Origin of the sequence: Escherichia sp. KTE52, from assembly GCF_000408325.1 — a bacterium.
GTDB lineage: Bacteria > Pseudomonadota > Gammaproteobacteria > Enterobacterales > Enterobacteriaceae > Escherichia > Escherichia marmotae.
The window spans coordinates 793914-809771 of sequence record NZ_KE138680.1 but is presented as its reverse complement, the minus strand read 5'-3'; the positions used below and the strand labels follow the sequence as shown (position 1 = coordinate 809771).

Annotated in this window: 15 protein-coding genes; 14 read left to right on the top strand and 1 reads right to left on the bottom strand. The window is 44.1% G+C overall.

The window, feature by feature from the left end:
* The first annotated feature begins 18 nt into the window (after positions 1–18).
* From glgP to A1SC_RS07760, 13 genes are all read left to right on the top strand, one after another.
* Positions 19–2466 carry a glycogen phosphorylase gene (gene glgP, locus A1SC_RS07705; RefSeq protein WP_000993434.1) on the top strand — a complete coding sequence of 816 codons (2448 nt, stop codon included), beginning with the start codon at positions 19–21 and terminating at the stop codon, positions 2464–2466.
* Positions 2467–2949: 483 nt separating this feature from the next.
* Positions 2950–3654, top strand: coding sequence for a fimbrial protein (locus A1SC_RS07710; RefSeq protein WP_016262627.1), 705 nt, complete (start codon positions 2950–2952; stop codon positions 3652–3654).
* Positions 3655–3775: 121 nt separating this feature from the next.
* The gene (locus tag A1SC_RS07715; protein ID WP_016262626.1) at positions 3776–4528 is read left to right on the top strand and encodes a fimbria/pilus periplasmic chaperone; all 753 of its coding nucleotides are present in this window, start codon (positions 3776–3778) and stop codon (positions 4526–4528) included.
* Between the two features lie 41 nt (positions 4529–4569).
* On the top strand, positions 4570–7161 hold the full coding sequence (locus A1SC_RS07720) for a fimbrial biogenesis usher protein (protein ID WP_016262625.1): 2592 nt from the start codon (positions 4570–4572) through the stop codon (positions 7159–7161).
* Positions 7161–7724 (top strand): fimbrial protein, encoded by a 564-nt coding sequence (locus A1SC_RS07725; RefSeq protein WP_016262624.1) that lies wholly within the window; start codon positions 7161–7163, stop codon positions 7722–7724. The genes A1SC_RS07720 and A1SC_RS07725 overlap by 1 nt, the downstream gene beginning before the upstream one ends.
* Positions 7725–7731: 7 nt before the next feature.
* A complete protein-coding gene (locus A1SC_RS07730) occupies positions 7732–8256 on the top strand; it encodes a fimbrial protein (RefSeq protein WP_000199134.1) in 525 nt (174 codons plus the stop codon).
* The gene (locus A1SC_RS07735) at positions 8222–8998 is read left to right on the top strand and encodes a fimbrial biogenesis chaperone (protein WP_016249295.1); all 777 of its coding nucleotides are present in this window, start codon (positions 8222–8224) and stop codon (positions 8996–8998) included. The genes A1SC_RS07730 and A1SC_RS07735 overlap by 35 nt, the downstream gene beginning before the upstream one ends.
* Positions 8999–9011: 13 nt before the next feature.
* On the top strand, positions 9012–10142 hold the full coding sequence (locus A1SC_RS07740; protein ID WP_016262623.1) for a fimbrial protein: 1131 nt from the start codon (positions 9012–9014) through the stop codon (positions 10140–10142).
* An 81-nt stretch (positions 10143–10223) separates the two neighbouring features.
* Positions 10224–11738: a PstS family phosphate ABC transporter substrate-binding protein gene (locus tag A1SC_RS07745; protein ID WP_016262622.1), complete on the top strand. Its 1515-nt coding sequence runs from the start codon at positions 10224–10226 to the stop codon at positions 11736–11738.
* A gap of 21 nt (positions 11739–11759) precedes the next feature.
* Complete coding sequence (locus tag A1SC_RS07750) at positions 11760–12164, top strand: hypothetical protein (protein WP_016262621.1); 405 nt, start codon at positions 11760–11762, stop codon at positions 12162–12164.
* 3 nt (positions 12165–12167) lie between these two features.
* A complete protein-coding gene (locus A1SC_RS07755; RefSeq protein WP_016262620.1) occupies positions 12168–12632 on the top strand; it encodes a hypothetical protein in 465 nt (154 codons plus the stop codon).
* 158 nt (positions 12633–12790) lie between these two features.
* Positions 12791–12934 (top strand): YbbD family protein, encoded by a 144-nt coding sequence (locus A1SC_RS25500; protein ID WP_016262619.1) that lies wholly within the window; start codon positions 12791–12793, stop codon positions 12932–12934.
* Positions 12935–12988: 54 nt separating this feature from the next.
* The gene (locus tag A1SC_RS07760) at positions 12989–13588 is read left to right on the top strand and encodes a hypothetical protein (RefSeq protein ID WP_016262618.1); all 600 of its coding nucleotides are present in this window, start codon (positions 12989–12991) and stop codon (positions 13586–13588) included.
* Between the two features lie 214 nt (positions 13589–13802).
* Here the strand turns inward: A1SC_RS07760 and glpD are convergent, their stop codons facing one another.
* Complete coding sequence (gene glpD / locus A1SC_RS07765) at positions 13803–15308, bottom strand: glycerol-3-phosphate dehydrogenase (RefSeq protein ID WP_016262617.1); 1506 nt, start codon at positions 15306–15308, stop codon at positions 13803–13805.
* Positions 15309–15497: 189 nt separating this feature from the next.
* Between glpD and glpE the strand changes: the two genes are divergently transcribed.
* Positions 15498–15824, top strand: a complete 327-nt coding sequence (gene glpE / locus A1SC_RS07770) for a thiosulfate sulfurtransferase GlpE (protein WP_001517242.1) — start codon at positions 15498–15500, stop codon at positions 15822–15824.
* Positions 15825–15858: the final 34 nt, after the last annotated feature.

The window sequence follows — 15858 nt, the reverse complement described above, 5'->3', positions numbered from 1 at the left end:
TTTTCAGGAAACGCCTATATGAATGCTCCGTTTACATATTCATCGCCCACGCTTAGCGTAGAAGCTCTTAAGCACTCTATCGCTTATAAGCTGATGTTTACGATTGGAAAGGATCCGGTCGTAGCCAATAAACATGAATGGCTGAACGCAACGTTATTTGCTGTGCGCGATCGTCTCGTGGAGCGCTGGTTACGCTCGAATCGTGCCCAGCTATCGCAAGAAACTCGACAGGTTTACTACCTGTCGATGGAGTTTTTGATTGGCCGAACTCTCTCCAATGCCATGCTGTCGTTAGGTATTTATGACGATGTCCAGGGTGCGCTGGAGTCGATGGGATTAAATCTCGAAGAGTTGATTGATGAGGAAAATGACCCGGGCCTCGGTAACGGCGGCCTGGGGCGTCTGGCGGCCTGCTTCCTGGATTCACTGGCGACTTTAGGGTTGCCGGGACGCGGTTACGGAATCCGTTATGACTACGGTATGTTCAAACAGAACATCGTTAACGGCAGTCAGAAAGAGTCTCCGGACTACTGGCTGGAGTACGGCAATCCGTGGGAATTTAAACGCCACAATACGCGCTACAAAGTGCGTTTTGGCGGTCGTATTCAGCAAGAAGGCAAGAAAACGCGCTGGATTGAAACCGAAGAAATTTTGGCCGTGGCTTACGACCAAATCATCCCAGGTTATGATACTGACGCGACAAACACCTTGCGTCTGTGGAGCGCACAAGCCAGTAGCGAAATTAATCTCGGTAAATTTAACCAGGGCGATTACTTCGCGGCGGTGGAGGACAAAAACCACTCCGAGAACGTTTCCCGCGTGCTTTACCCGGATGATTCCACCTATTCCGGGCGTGAACTGCGTTTGCGTCAGGAGTATTTCCTGGTCTCCTCAACCATTCAGGACATTTTAAGTCGCCATTATCAGTTGCATAAAACCTACGATAATCTGGCGGATAAAATCGCGATTCATCTCAACGACACCCATCCGGTGCTGTCGATTCCTGAGCTGATGCGCCTGCTGATTGATGAGCACAAATTTAGCTGGGACGACGCTTTTGAAGTGTGCTGTGAGGTCTTCTCATACACCAACCACACGCTGATGAGCGAGGCGCTGGAAACCTGGCCGGTCGATATGCTGGGTAAAATTCTGCCGCGTCATTTGCAGATTATCTTTGAGATCAACGACTATTTCCTGAAAACCTTGCAGGAGCAGTATCCGAACGATACCGACTTGTTGGGACGGGCGTCGATCATTGATGAATCTAATGGGCGTCGTGTGCGGATGGCCTGGCTGGCTGTTGTGGTCAGTCACAAAGTTAACGGTGTGTCGGAGTTGCACTCTAATCTGATGGTGCAATCGCTGTTTGCCGACTTTGCGAAAATCTTCCCAGGGCGTTTCACCAACGTCACCAACGGTGTGACGCCGCGTCGCTGGCTGGCGGTGGCGAACCCGTCGCTTTCAGCCGTACTGGACGAACACCTGGGGCGTAACTGGCGTACCGACCTGAGCCAATTAAACGAGCTACAACAGCACTGTGATTTCCCGATGGTCAATCATGCTGTTCATCAGGCGAAGCTGGATAACAAAAAGCGTCTGGCGGAGTACATCGCACAACAACTGAATGTGGTGGTGAATCCAAAAGCGCTGTTTGATGTGCAAATCAAACGTATTCACGAATACAAACGTCAATTGATGAATGTGTTACACGTTATCACCCGCTATAACCGTATCAAGGCCGATCCTGATGCGAAATGGGTTCCGCGTGTGAATATTTTTGCCGGTAAGGCAGCATCGGCCTATTACATGGCGAAGCACATTATCCATTTGATCAACGATGTAGCGACGGTGATCAACAACGATCCGCAGATTGGCGACAAGTTGAAAGTGGTGTTTATCCCGAACTACAGCGTCAGCCTGGCGCAGTTGATCATCCCGGCGGCCGATCTTTCCGAACAGATCTCACTGGCAGGGACAGAAGCTTCTGGCACCAGCAACATGAAGTTTGCACTTAACGGTGCGCTGACTATCGGAACGCTGGACGGCGCGAATGTTGAGATGCTGGATCATGTCGGTGCGGACAACATCTTTATCTTTGGTAACACAGCGGAAGAAGTGGAAGAACTGCGTCGTCAGGGCTACAAACCGCGTGAATACTACGAGAAAGATGAAGAACTGCATCAGGTGCTGACGCAAATCGGCAGCGGCGTGTTCAGTCCGGAAGATCCGGGCCGCTACCGCGATCTGGTTGATTCGCTGATCAACTTTGGCGATCACTACCAGGTACTGGCGGATTATCGCAGCTATGTCGATTGCCAGGATAAGGTTGACGAACTTTACGAGCGTCCGGAAGAGTGGACAGCCAAAGCGATGCTGAACATCGCCAATATGGGCTACTTCTCTTCTGATCGAACCATCAAAGAGTACGCCGATCTTATCTGGCATATTGATCCAGTGAGATTGTAATTTCGCAAAGTGATAACTGCCGTGTGTTCCATTTAAAACTATCGTTAATGGACATACGGCATTTTTATATCAGATAAATAATATGTCATGACGATTTACACACAGCATCTATTAATAATAAATTATTAATAAAAAATTTCATCTGAGTACGCATTATATAATAAACACCATAAATAAATAACCAATAAATCATTCGTTATATTTATATATTTCACCACTCCTCAGCTATTCTGTTTAAAATAAAACCCTTTATTTTCAATCTACTGTATGTTTATATAAAGTCACTCATTGCGAGTATGGGATTTTTTAGTTACATTGCTAAACAGCACATATAATATTTTTAAGTCAATCTATCCCTTAATAAAATCCCCCTGGGATTCACCAACGCCAGCTTTGCTCATCTTAATAATGTGACTTGTTAAAGCTGAATGTAATAATAATCGCCAATATTGCTTGGATTTTTTAACAAAAGGAAAGGTATAAATGAAATTCAATCTATCTAATTTATCCGTAGTTTTACTCGCATCAGGTATGCTGATGTCAACTGCGGTAACCGCTGCGCCAGGCGATGCATCACAATTTGGTGGTGCCGATACAGACTGGAGCACCGTTGATTATCCGAAACTTACCGATATGGATGACAACACCGATGCGATGGGCGGAAACATTCGTTTTACTGGTCGCGTGGTTAAAGCAACGTGTAAGATTGCAACAGAATCGAAACAGATTGAAGTGGTACTGCCAGTCGTACCTTCTAACGCTTTCACGGGCATCGATACTGAAGCAACGGGTGCCAGTAACCAGACTAACTTCAACATTAAACTAACCGATTGTAGCAATACGACCAGTCAAAATATTGAATTCCGTTTTACTGGTGCAGCGGACGGTGCCAACCAGACGCTTGCCAATGAAGTGGAAGGGGCTGCTGATGCTGATGGTACTGGCGAAGCGGGAGCAACTGGAGTAGGGATTCGTATTTATTCTAAAAACACGACAACTAATGGCCTGGTTAAACTGAATACACAATCTCCTCAGGGGAGTAGTTCTTCGGCGGCTTACGTGATTCCTGGCGATGCAACCGCCCATGATTTTATCGCTGCATTTACCGCGGGATATGCTCAGAACGGTAGTACCGTTGCACCAGGTCTGGTGAAATCTACGGCAAGTTTCGTCGTGCTGTACGAATAATTACAACAATATAATTTCAGGTTACAGTTATTTGTAGCCTGAAATTAATACTACGTGTTTATTTATAATAAATATACACGAGTTAATAATTGCAGTTAATTTTCATCTACAAGGATGCAGTATGAGATGGATTTCAAAAAATAAATGTTTTGCAAATAGAAACATTAAACCTTCGCTGAAGACTCAATATGCCATAAGGGTCGGTGCTCTATTTTTACTGTCCGCCATATCTATCAACGCTATTGCAGCGGGTGGTTTCGGTCTTGGTTCTACGCGTCTGGTTTATCCATCTGACAGTCAGCAAATCACGTTAAGTGTGCAGAATGGTGGGTCCAATACCAGCTATTTAATTCAGTCATGGGTGGATGACAATCAAAGCGGTAAGAAAAGTTCAAACTTTGTGGTTACGCCTCCATTATTTATGTTGCCAACCCGAAAAGAAGCATCACTGCGGATAATGTTTATTGGTAAAACACCGTTACCGACTGACCGTGAAACACTATTCTGGATGAACGTGAAAGCGATTCCGCCGACGGATGAGAAGAATACCCAGAAAAACACATTACAACTGGCGTTACAAAACAGGATTAAATTATTTTACCGTCCGACTAACTTACCCGTTCAGGCTGGTAAAGCACGGGATATGCTGCGATTTAAATACGAAGGTAAACAACTGAAAATCATTAACCCTTCTCCCTATTACCTGACGGTGACAGGAATCAGGGTGCAAGGGGCAAAATTACCCAATACGTTTGTTCCCCCAAAAAGCGACATCACAGTATCTTCTCCGGTGACGTTAGCGGGCGAAATTACTTATCAAACTATCAATGATTACGGTGCCACAACGGCCAGGCAAAAGGGAACGATGCAATAAACCTGGAAGATTAAAACGTTAAAGCAACTCAGGTCAGGGACATGAACCTAAAGCTCAAAAAACTCGAACACTGGATGGCAAGGAACAAGCAGATGGGGCAGTGTATACCGCTTCTACTGACACTTTTGCCTGCGTATTCAGTGGCGGGTATGCGCTTTAACCCTGCCTTTCTGTCGGGTGATACTGAAGCTGTTGCTGATTTATCTCGTTTTGAGAAAGGGATGACTTATCTACCTGGTAGTTATGAGGTTGAAATATGGGTCAATGATTCGCCTTTGACATCACGTAAGGTCACTTTCAAAGCTGATGAGCAGAATCAGTTGATTCCCTGTTTTTCGCTCGATGAATTAGTCATTTTAGGAATCAACAAAAGTGCATTGCCGGAGCAGGCGCAAGATGAGGGGAATCATTGTCTCGATTTGCGTATATGGTTTGCAGAAGTTCAATATACACCTGAACTTGATGCGCAACGACTCAAACTGACTTTCCCGCAGGCAATATTAAAGCATGAGGCACGTGGCTATATTCCACCTGAAGAATGGGATAATGGTATCCCGGCAGTTCTTATTAATTATGATTTTTCTGGCAATAGTGATCGTGGCGACTACGTGTCTGATAGCTATTATTTAAATCTGCGTTCAGGTTTAAATTTAGGGGCGTGGCGTTTTCGTGATTACTCTACATGGAGTCGTTCAGGTAATTCACCGGGGAAAATTGCACATGTGAGTAGTACATTACAACGGGTAATTATTCCTTTCAAAAGTGAATTAACACTGGGTGATACCTGGTCTTCATCAGATGTTTTCGACAGCGTGAGTATTCGTGGTGCTAAACTTGAGTCCGACGAAAACATGCTGCCCGATAGCCAAAGTGGTTTTGCCCCTACTGTGCGCGGCATTGCTAAAAGCAATGCTCAGGTAACGATTAAACAAAATGGCTATGTTATTTATCAGACTTATATTCCTCCCGGACCTTTTGAAATCAACGATCTGAACCCTACGTCTTCCGCAGGGGATTTGGACGTTACGATCAAAGAGTCTGATAATTCTGAAACTATCTATACCATTCCTTACGCCGCTGTTCCCATCCTTCAACGCGAAGGCCATATAAAATATTCCGCGACGGCCGGTAAATATCGTACTAATAGCTACAATCAAAATAATCCATATATCTTTCAGGGCGATTTGATTTGGGGATTACCCTGGGATATTACTGCATATGGAGGAATACAATATTCTGATAATTATCGGGCAATAGCTCTCGGGCTGGGGTTCAACCTTGGTATGTTTGGAGCGACGTCATTCGATTTGACGCAAGCCAATAGCACGCTTGCCGATGGCAGTAAACATCAAGGGAAATCGTACCGTTTTCTATACTCAAAATCATTAGTGCAAACAGGTACGGCTTTTCAGATTATTGGTTATCGTTACTCGACGGAAGGATTTTATTCGTTGAGTGATACCACATATAAACAAATGTCGGGGACAGTTATCGATCCAGATACTCTTAATGAAAAAGACTATGTTTATAACTGGAATGATTTTTACAATTTGCGTTATAACAAAAGAGGAAAGTTTCAGGCAAATATATCGCAACCATTAGGTAAATATGGTTCTATGTATTTGGCGGCAAGTCAGCAAAGTTACTGGAATACGAATAATAAAGATACCTTATATCAGGTCGGCTATAATACGAGCGTGCATGGGATTTATTTAAATGTTGCTTATAATTATAGCAAATCACCGGGTTCTGATGCTGACAGAATCTTATCCGTCAATGTCTCATTGCCGATCAGCAATTGGCTATCACCAGCCGTTGATGGGCGTAATGCATCAAATTCTATGACTGCGACTTATGGTTACAGTCAGGATAATAGCGGCCATGTGAATCAGTATGCTGGAGTATCAGGCTCACTGCTGGAGCAACATAATCTTAACTATAACATTCAACAAAATTTCGCCAATCAGAATAATGGTGGGAATGGATCGGTAGGTTTAAACTACCGTGGTGCTTATGGTTCACTAAATTCAGGATACAGCTACGATAATAATGGTAACCAGCAATTTAACTATGGTTTAAGTGGTGCCCTGGTTGTTCATGAAAATGGTCTCACGCTAAGCCAGCCGTTAGGTGAAACAAATATACTGATAAAAGCACCTGGGGCAAACAATGTAAATGTGGAACGTGGAACGGGAGTGAAGACAGACTGGCGTGGCTATGCTGTCGTACCTTATGCCACGGAATACCGGCGTAATAATATCTCTTTAGACCCTATGTCTATGAGTATGCATACAGAATTAGATGCTACCAGCATGGAAGTGATACCCAGTAAAGGCGCTTTAGTTCGCGCTGAGTTTAATGCCCATGTCGGTATTCGTGGTTTATTTAATGTTCGCTATCGTAATAAACCTGTTCCATTTGGTGCGACAGCCAGTGTACCCACTGAGGGGACGGCTCAGATTACAGGAATAGTTGGCGACAGTGGTCAGGTTTATCTCTCCGGTTTGCCTTTACAAGGCATAATAAATATACAGTGGGGAGACGGTTCTTATCAGCAATGTCAGGCAAGCTATCAATTACCGAAAAGCGAGATAGATAATGCTATTAGCTATGCAAATCTGGAGTGCCGCTAATGAATATATTACAGAAATTTATTTTATTAATTTTTACTTCATTATTCATGGTGGTGGTTTCATGTAATGCACTTGCTAACGATACCGTCGTGGTCACATTTACAGGTCAGTTATTAGCAAAAACATGTGATATTACAACTGGAAGTAAAGACCAGCCAGTAAGCATGGGAACTTATGACGCCAATGATTTTTTAAATGTGGGAGATGTTTCTGGCAGTCATACATTTACGATAAATCTGGAAGGATGTCCAACGGCAACCAGTACTATTTATAGTTCAGGAGTCAGTGCTAATGTGCGGTTTAGCGGGGATACAGACACCATCAATACCACCTTATTACGCCTTACTTCCAGTGCAGATAGTGCAACTGGAGTGGGCGTCGAAATTTTAGATAACGATGATAAAGTTATTGCAATTAATGATGAGTCAGGTTTCAAAGAATTATTTTTAGATAATAATGGCGATGCCAGTTTAGACTTTAAACTCCGCTATAAGTCAACTCAGCAAAACGTACATGCGGGGCAGGCAAATGCACTGTTGTACTTTGATATAGACTATCAGTGAGGATAATATGACGCGCTATTGTAATTTAATTGCTTTGTTATTCTCTGTGATATCAATATCATCCATTGCTGATGATACAACGCATACAGGTGTTGTACGTATAGAAGGAATAATAACGGCAAAGACTTGCATTGTTGCCGATGAGTCTAAAAATTTCACGGTCAACATGCCAGATGTACCCAGTTATAGGGTTAGAAATTCAGGGGATGTCACTGAAAAAATTGACTTCTCTATAAAATTAACCCGCTGTGGCAGTGATGTCAGTAATGCCAATATCAAATTTGATGGAACATCAGTAAGTGAAGATACCACCCTGTATAAACTGGATGAGGGATCTGTTGAGGGGTTAGCGCTGGCTATTTTTGATAACAACAGACAAAGTATTAGTAATGGTATAATAAGCACCAGTTATGCTCTTACGCCATTGGTAGATAACACATTGCATTTCTTTGCGGCTTATAAAGCCATAAAAAATGATGTACAACCAGGAGATGCGAATGCATCAGTTTCCTTTATCGTCACTTATGATTAATGTGCTGATATTCTTTTTAATATGTTGCACAAATGCGCAAGCAGGGGTTGTCGTTGGCAGTACCCGTTTTGTTTACCCAGAAAAGCAGTCATCAATATCGGTCGAGCTTAAAAATACTGCCAGTAAAGATATGTTGGTTAAAATTTCCGTGACACCTGATGATGGACGTCAGTTAAAAGGGACAGTGGAATCCCAGCCTTTACTTCCAGATAAGATATTTATTGCGACGCCACCATTATTAGTACTTAAACAAGATAAACATACCAAAATAAGAATTAATCACGTGGGTGGCCAGTTACCTGCAGATCGTGAGAGTTTATTTATACTGAATATTGCAGCGTTACCTGCTCAGGAACCAAACTCACAGCTTAAGAACGAAAATCAACTCCAGGTAGCCGTACGCAATAGGATGAAAATATTTTATCGCCCGGAGACATTATCAGGTAATCCACTTGACGCTTATAAACAGTTACGTTGGTCGCGAAACAATGAAACTGTCACCATTTTTAACCCTACCCCCTGGTATGTGACACTCTATAATTTATCTATTGATGGTAAAAGCATAAATGGTGGCATGGTCGCACCATTTAGCCATCGTCAACAGAATTGGTGTTTGCGGCAAGGATATTGTGAGGTTAACTGGCAAACGTTGGATCTTTATAATAATGCCTTACCTGTATGTAACGTGAAATTAAATGTTTTGCAAAATAATGTTATGGGTGCAGTAGCGATACATGGATAACTGGAGAAGCAGAATGTTAACTTATTCCTGGGGAAATATAAAAGTAATTTGTATATTGTTTTTTCTTTTAATCAGTAGTTGCTATAACATCGTGTATGCAGAAGATATGGGACGGGATCGCGCTTTTTGTTATCCTGGAAAGCCTGGTAATAATACTACTCCTGCGACATTTTCTTATAATTTTGGTACTGTTACTGTCTCAGATGTTAATAATAATGCTCCCGGGAAAATATTACCAGTGCAGAACTGGAAAATAGGGACTTATAAAGCGTATTGCAATTCCCTGGATGATTACGAGGTTTATTTTACAGCCACATCTGGCATAGATCCATCAGGTGCGTCTGGTGATCATCAGGGAAGCGATATATTTATCCCCTTGACTCATGAGATATCGGTTTCAACACATATAAAACTCTATAAGAGAAATGAAACAATGACAGATAAGATAGTTCCTTTTGAAAACTATAGCACCAATTATCCAGCAGACAGAAGTAAACCATCGAGTTGGTCATCCGGAACAGAAGGCTATATAAAAATCAGACTTGATAAAAAAATAATATCCGACATCTCAATAAATAACGTGCTGCTGGTTTCTTTGTATGTCAGCCAGTTCCCAACGGAGCACGGACCAGTTCCTGTATTTAATGCTTATATTGGTAACTTAAATATTGAGGTTCCACAAGGTTGCACAATTAATGAGGGCACCAGTTTTACCGTTAATATGCCGGATGTCTGGGCCAGTGAGCTAAGTCGGGCTGGTGCTGGAGTGAAGCCAACGGGCGTTTCCCCGGTTGCAACCACTATTCCGATAAACTGTACAAATAAAGATATTGATGCCGTAATGACGCTGGTTTTTGATGGCAATATTTCATCAACGAGAGATGTTAATGGTCGGCAAAGCATTATTCAGGCGGAGGATAACCCAGACGTTGGCATTATGATTATGGATAGCCAACAGGAGTCCGTAGACTTGAATGAGCTGGCTGCGCATGTTGGCGTGCCATTTAAGTTAGTTGAAAACCGGGCTGCGTCAGCTCAGACGGCAGACGTGACTTTTCTGTCTCTCCCCGTCAGTACCACAGGGCGGCTACCTGCTGCGGGTCGTTATAACGCCCTGGCTATTTTGCGGGTGGAATATCAGTAATGTGTGTGAGTACAGAATCGGATTAGCCCGCTTTTAGCCATCGGTGCAAAATAAAGCGCAGTAACAGCAAGGATGAATAATATGCAAAACGGAAAATGGATTTTGACCTCGCTGGTAATGACTTTTTTCGGCATCCCCATACTGACGCAATTTTTGGCAGCGGTTGTTGCCATGCTGGGGGTCGGACTTACCGCCATTCTTGAGGTTTGCAATTTACTCTTCACGCCAACAATTTACCTTCTGCTTAACATTTTTATGTTGGCGCTGGGCGCGATAATGCTATTTTTCTCGGGGCGAGTATGGGCGGGCGATAGCGCTCCAGAAAAAAGAGAAATAGCCGCCTGGCGACAATGCTTTTTTCTGTTACCGGCACTATTAATCCTGGTTGGCTGGATAATCACGCTACATCTGGCAGATTATCAATTTCGCCAGATGGGAGCAGATTGGTTGGCAAACCTTATGCTTCCCTGGCTGGGCGTTTTGTTAGTCTCATTAGTTGGTGGTGAGTTCTGGTGGATAGTCATAATTCCCGTTGGGGCGCATATCAGTTTTTCGCTGGGATACGCCTGGCCAACCAGACATTCTTTAACCGGCACATCCGGGCTACGTTGCCGTAATTCTCTCCTGTTTATCCTTCTCATGCTTGGTTTTGTCGCTGGTTATCAGGCTTATTTATATAAACAGCTCAATCCCGGCGTTGGTGTACGCGAAAATATTGATACCTGGGCCTGGCGACCCGATAAACTCAATAATCAACTTACAGCGCTGCGTGGTAAACCACAAATCCAGTTTACGCAAAACTGGCCGCGACTCGATGGCGCTACGGCAGCGTACCCAATTTATGCCTCTGCATTTTATGCGTTAAGCGTAATACAGGAAGATTTACACACCCGGGAATATTTGGCGAACTCTCGCACGCCGGAGGCGTATAACAAAATCGTTAAGGGAGACGCTGATATTATTTTTGTGGCTCAACCTTCCGGTGGGCAGAAAAAACGTGCAGAGGAATCAGGTGTTACTTTGATGCACACACCTTTTGCTCGCGAAGCATTTGTTTTCATCGTCAATGCGGATAACCCGGTTAATTCCCTGACTGAACAACAAGTGCGTGACATCTTCAGTGGCGCAATTACCAACTGGCGCACGGTTGGCGGTAATGATCAGGAGATCCAGACCTGGCAACGTCCGGAAGACTCGGGTAGTCAGACGGTGATGCAATCACAGGTCATGAAAAATATCCGCATGATCTCTCCGCAGGAAACAGAAGTAGCAAGTGTGATGGAAGGAATGATTAAAGTCGTTGCCGAATACCGTAATACAAACAACGCAATTGGTTACACCTTCCGCTATTACGCCACGCAAATGAATGCTGATAAGAATATAAAATTATTAGCGATTAACGGCATTGCGCCGACTGCGGAAAACATTCGCAACGGCAAATATCCGTACATCGTCGATGCGTTCATGGTGACGCGGGAAAATACAACGTTAGAAACACAAAAACTGGTGGAGTGGTTTTTAACGCCACAAGGGCAGAGCCTGGTAGAAGATGTGGGATATGTGCCGATGTATAAAACGTTATCAGATATTAAATAATAAAGTAAACAGGGGGCAGATATGGATATGAAGATTTTATTACCTATCAGCAGTTGCTTACTCTTTCTTCCTGAGAGTAATGCTGCACACCAGAGTATTTCACCGCCTTTCCTGCATTACACATTAGTTTGTGAAAGAGAGCAAATTAACCCCGGAATTAATTTGTCTGAGTATTATTCAGAAAATGAATTTGACTTGTACCAATATTATGCTTTTCGTTGCCCGGATATAGAGAATCAAGTCAGAGGACCATCAGTTTCTGCTTTATTGAGAGTGAGCGCGAAAAGTCCGTTTGAGGACAGGTTAAATATTTCAACATCATATGCAGTTTACCCTGATTATAATATCGATAAATTAATTTACTGGAGTGATGATGGCAACAGGGAGAAATCAACGCTAAACGACTCTGTTAATGTTACTCAATAAAATATGAAACAAAAAATAGAAAAAGCTTTAACGGTTTTGCTTATGATTTACGCCGGATCCGCAGTTGCCGAAGGCAAAGTGAACGATTTATGCCACATAGGTAATCGTGTAGATAAACTAGAGATTATAAATTATCCGCAGGGATGCACTTCGCCAGTTTCAATTGATGAGGGACGGCTGAATGAAATTTATAAATACAAGGTTGAAATCACTGAGCTTGATGATAAAGAAAGTAAAAAAATTGTTGAGCTATTACAGATGGATTATGCTGAACAAGAGGAAAATGTTACTAATCTGAGGTGGCGCGTGAATATCACTTCATATCAAAATAAAAAATGTGATATCTATTTTGATGGTTTTGGTTTATGTGGAAAAATTAACGGTGAGAATGTCTGCTTCAGGCATAATGAAATGATACGATGGATAGAGTCCCATATTTCTGTGTTTCTACATAGCGTTAATGAATGAGCGTTATGAAATAATGAATTTATCAACAAACTCCTGACATTCTCAATAGCCTTGCACAGTTTTTTATTATTTATTGCACGGATTTTGAATAGATATCATCTGTAGGATAGGTTTATCCTGACAGCTTAAACTGTCAGTTAATAATAAAGGACAACCAAATGGAATTAGTTGATACGTTATTTGCAAGTCTTGCCGGTACTGATCCCTTCACAGGCGTTGATATTACGATTGCCAACTGCAAATCGGCATACTGGGATGAAGGCATTGTTCAGCAGCTCATTAACCAGGCTCTGGATGGTTGATGAGTGTTTATGTGCAATGAATGACGCATCATCCGAATCCTCAGGACAATAAAGATGAATAAAATCAGGCTTTATATTCCACCGCTAATTTTCGGCTTTGTTATTGTGCCGTTGTTGGTGTGGCCGACGGTGGTTGCTCTGGCTGCTTGTATTATCACGCTGAGTTTTCTGGGGGAAATACTGTTCTCTATCCCGCTTATGATCAGGCGTATTTCACTTCTGGAATTACAACTATGGTTATCGGCTGAATATGCGCTTTTCTTCTGTGTAATGGTGGGCGTTGGTTGGCAATTTGCGCGCAGAACGCCACCCGAATTGAAAAGCAGACTGCATTGTTGGCTGGTATTTGCACCAGTTTATTTCTGGTTACTCCTGTGGAATATCATTTTTTATGTCGCGCCAGCGCAAATTGCTTTGCTGGAAAATATGCGCAGTTTCTTTGTGACAGTTGTCTGGCTCCCACTGAATTTTTCGCCATTTTGGTCCCAACCGTGGACTGACTTTGTCGGTCCGATAAGTGCACAGCTTGGTTTTGCGTTGGGATATTACTGCCAGTGGCGTAGCAAAAATAGAAGCCAGATACGGAAGTGGAGTGAGTGGGGAACGTGCCTGAGTTTTGTTACGTTGGGTATGATGGTGTGGGCTTTGTCGTAATTCCCTGAATCCAAAAGTTTGTCAGATTGTTGACAAAGTGCGCTTTGTTCATGCCGGATGCGGCGTGAACGCCTTATTCGGCCTACAAAATCATGCAAATTCAATATATTGCATGAACCAAGTAGGCCTGATAAGCGTAGCGCATCAGGCCGCTTTTGCGTTTGTCATCAGTCTCAGGTCAGATTGAAATCTGACCTGGCCTGCTTACGTTAAATCATGACGCTAGCGATAACCTCTGCTGCGTATACTCCACCAACCACTGACTCATGCGAGATTGTTGTTCTGCATTCAGCCACATGCCTTGTTTCGTGCGACGCCACAGAGCGTCATCGGCGCGGCGGACCCATTCGTGGTCAACCAGATATTTAAGCTCCGCTTCGTAAAACTCATGACCGAAATCTTCCCCGAGATCGTTTATCGTCTCCGCATTGCCGAGCAGCAGTTCGCTGTTGCTGCCGTAAGTACGTGCGTAATGACGTGCCAGCGATTCGGTCAGGAACGGATAGCGGCGGCGCAGGCGGGCTGCGTAGTCGTCGCGGTCGCCTTCGATGGCTCCACCAGGTAATACGCTCTCTTTCGTCCACGCCGGGCCAATACCCTGATAATACGGCGTCAGTTTTTCCAGCGCGTGTTCCGCCAGTTTACGATAGGTCGTCAGCTTGCCGCCAAATACCGACAGCAGCGGTGCTTTGCCGTTTTCATCATGGATATCGAGCGTGTAATCACGAGTGATTGCCTGCGGTGAGTCGGATTCATCATCACACAGCGGACGCACGCCGGAGTAAGTCCAGACGATATCGTCACGGCTTAACTGTTTTTTAAAGTGCGCGTTATACACTTTCAGCAGGTAATTTATTTCGCTCTCTTCAATCTTCACTGCTTTCGGATCGCCTTTGTATTCCACATCGGTGGTACCGATGATGGAAAACTCATCCATCCACGGGATCACGAACACAATACGTTTATCTTCGTTTTGCAGAATGTACGCTTGTTTCTGGGTATGCACACGCGGCACCACAATATGGCTGCCTTTGATCAGGCGAATGCCATAAGGTGAAGGCAGATGCATTCCTTCGTCGAAGAACTGTTTCACCCACGGACCGGTGGCGTTAACCAGGCCGCGAGCCTGCCATGTATATTTTTTGCCGGTATCGATATCTTCCGCTTCCACAATCCACAAACCGTTTTCGCGGCGGGCAGACGTGGCACGAGTACGGGTAAGCACTTCACCGCCTTTACGCACGACCATCTGGGCGTTGGCTAATACCAGACGGGCGTCGTCGACCCAACAGTCGGAATATTCGAATCCGCGCGTAATTTCCGGTTTTAATACTGAATTTGCGCCAAAACGCAAACCGGTTGATCCCGGCAGGCTGGTTCGTTTACCCAAATGATCGTACATAAACAGACCAATGCGAATCATCCACGCGGGACGCAGATGCGGGCGATGCGGCAGGCGAAAACGCATTGGGAAAGCGATATGCGGGGCCATTTTCAGCAACACTTCACGTTCTGCCAGCGCCTCGCTGACCAGACGGAATTCATAGTGTTCAAGGTAACGCAGGCCACCGTGAATGAGTTTTGAACTGGCGGAAGATGTCGCACAAGCGAGATCCTGCGCTTCCAGCATTAGCACGGATAAACCGCGTCCAGCGGCGTCTGCCGCGATACCAGCACCATTGATGCCGCCACCTATCACAATCAGATCTTTGGTTTCCATGCTGCCCTCATTCACTTTCGTTAAAGCTCATAAATGTTCGTTATCGAACATAATAGCAAACAAACGCGCTTTGAGTAACATTGAAAAAACATTTTAGAGTGATATGCATAACATTATGGCGTTTATCTGCCGCTCCGACGTAAACTGTGCGATAAATTTGCCCACTTGTTTGTAAAGAAAGAGAGACGCATGGATCAGTTCGAATGTATTAACGTTGCCGACGCGCACCAGAAGTTGCAGGAAAAAGAGGCGGTGCTGGTCGATATTCGCGATCCACAAAGTTTCGCAATGGGGCATGCGGCGCAGGCTTTCCATCTAACCAATGACACGCTGGGTGCGTTCATGCGCGAAAATGACTTCGATACCCCGGTAATGGTGATGTGTTACCACGGTAATAGCAGCAAAGGCGCGGCGCAGTATCTGCTGCAACAGGGTTATGATGTGGTTTACAGTATCGATGGTGGCTTTGAAGCCTGGCAGCGTCAGTTTCCCGCAGAGGTGGCTTACGGCGCGTAACGCTTTATACTGTCCCCTTTTGTGTGGAATAAGC

Excerpts from the sequence above, each read along its gene's own strand:
- A1SC_RS07725 (WP_016262624.1), top strand. The coding sequence starts at position 7,161 with ATGAATATATTACAGAAATTTATTTTATTAATTTTTACTTCATTATTC.
- A1SC_RS07730 (WP_000199134.1), top strand. The coding sequence starts at position 7,732 with ATGACGCGCTATTGTAATTTAATTGCTTTGTTATTCTCTGTGATATCA.
- A1SC_RS07740 (WP_016262623.1), top strand. The coding sequence starts at position 9,012 with ATGTTAACTTATTCCTGGGGAAATATAAAAGTAATTTGTATATTGTTT.
- A1SC_RS07720 (WP_016262625.1), top strand. The coding sequence starts at position 4,570 with ATGAACCTAAAGCTCAAAAAACTCGAACACTGGATGGCAAGGAACAAG.
- A1SC_RS07715 (WP_016262626.1), top strand. The coding sequence starts at position 3,776 with ATGAGATGGATTTCAAAAAATAAATGTTTTGCAAATAGAAACATTAAA.
- glpD (WP_016262617.1), bottom strand. The coding sequence starts at position 15,308 with ATGGAAACCAAAGATCTGATTGTGATAGGTGGCGGCATCAATGGTGCT.
- A1SC_RS07735 (WP_016249295.1), top strand. The coding sequence starts at position 8,222 with ATGCATCAGTTTCCTTTATCGTCACTTATGATTAATGTGCTGATATTC.
- A1SC_RS07750 (WP_016262621.1), top strand. The coding sequence starts at position 11,760 with ATGGATATGAAGATTTTATTACCTATCAGCAGTTGCTTACTCTTTCTT.
- glgP (WP_000993434.1), top strand. The coding sequence starts at position 19 with ATGAATGCTCCGTTTACATATTCATCGCCCACGCTTAGCGTAGAAGCT.
- A1SC_RS07710 (WP_016262627.1), top strand. The coding sequence starts at position 2,950 with ATGAAATTCAATCTATCTAATTTATCCGTAGTTTTACTCGCATCAGGT.
- A1SC_RS07745 (WP_016262622.1), top strand. The coding sequence starts at position 10,224 with ATGCAAAACGGAAAATGGATTTTGACCTCGCTGGTAATGACTTTTTTC.
- A1SC_RS07760 (WP_016262618.1), top strand. The coding sequence starts at position 12,989 with ATGAATAAAATCAGGCTTTATATTCCACCGCTAATTTTCGGCTTTGTT.
- glpE (WP_001517242.1), top strand. The coding sequence starts at position 15,498 with ATGGATCAGTTCGAATGTATTAACGTTGCCGACGCGCACCAGAAGTTG.
- A1SC_RS25500 (WP_016262619.1), top strand. The coding sequence starts at position 12,791 with ATGGAATTAGTTGATACGTTATTTGCAAGTCTTGCCGGTACTGATCCC.
- A1SC_RS07755 (WP_016262620.1), top strand. The coding sequence starts at position 12,168 with ATGAAACAAAAAATAGAAAAAGCTTTAACGGTTTTGCTTATGATTTAC.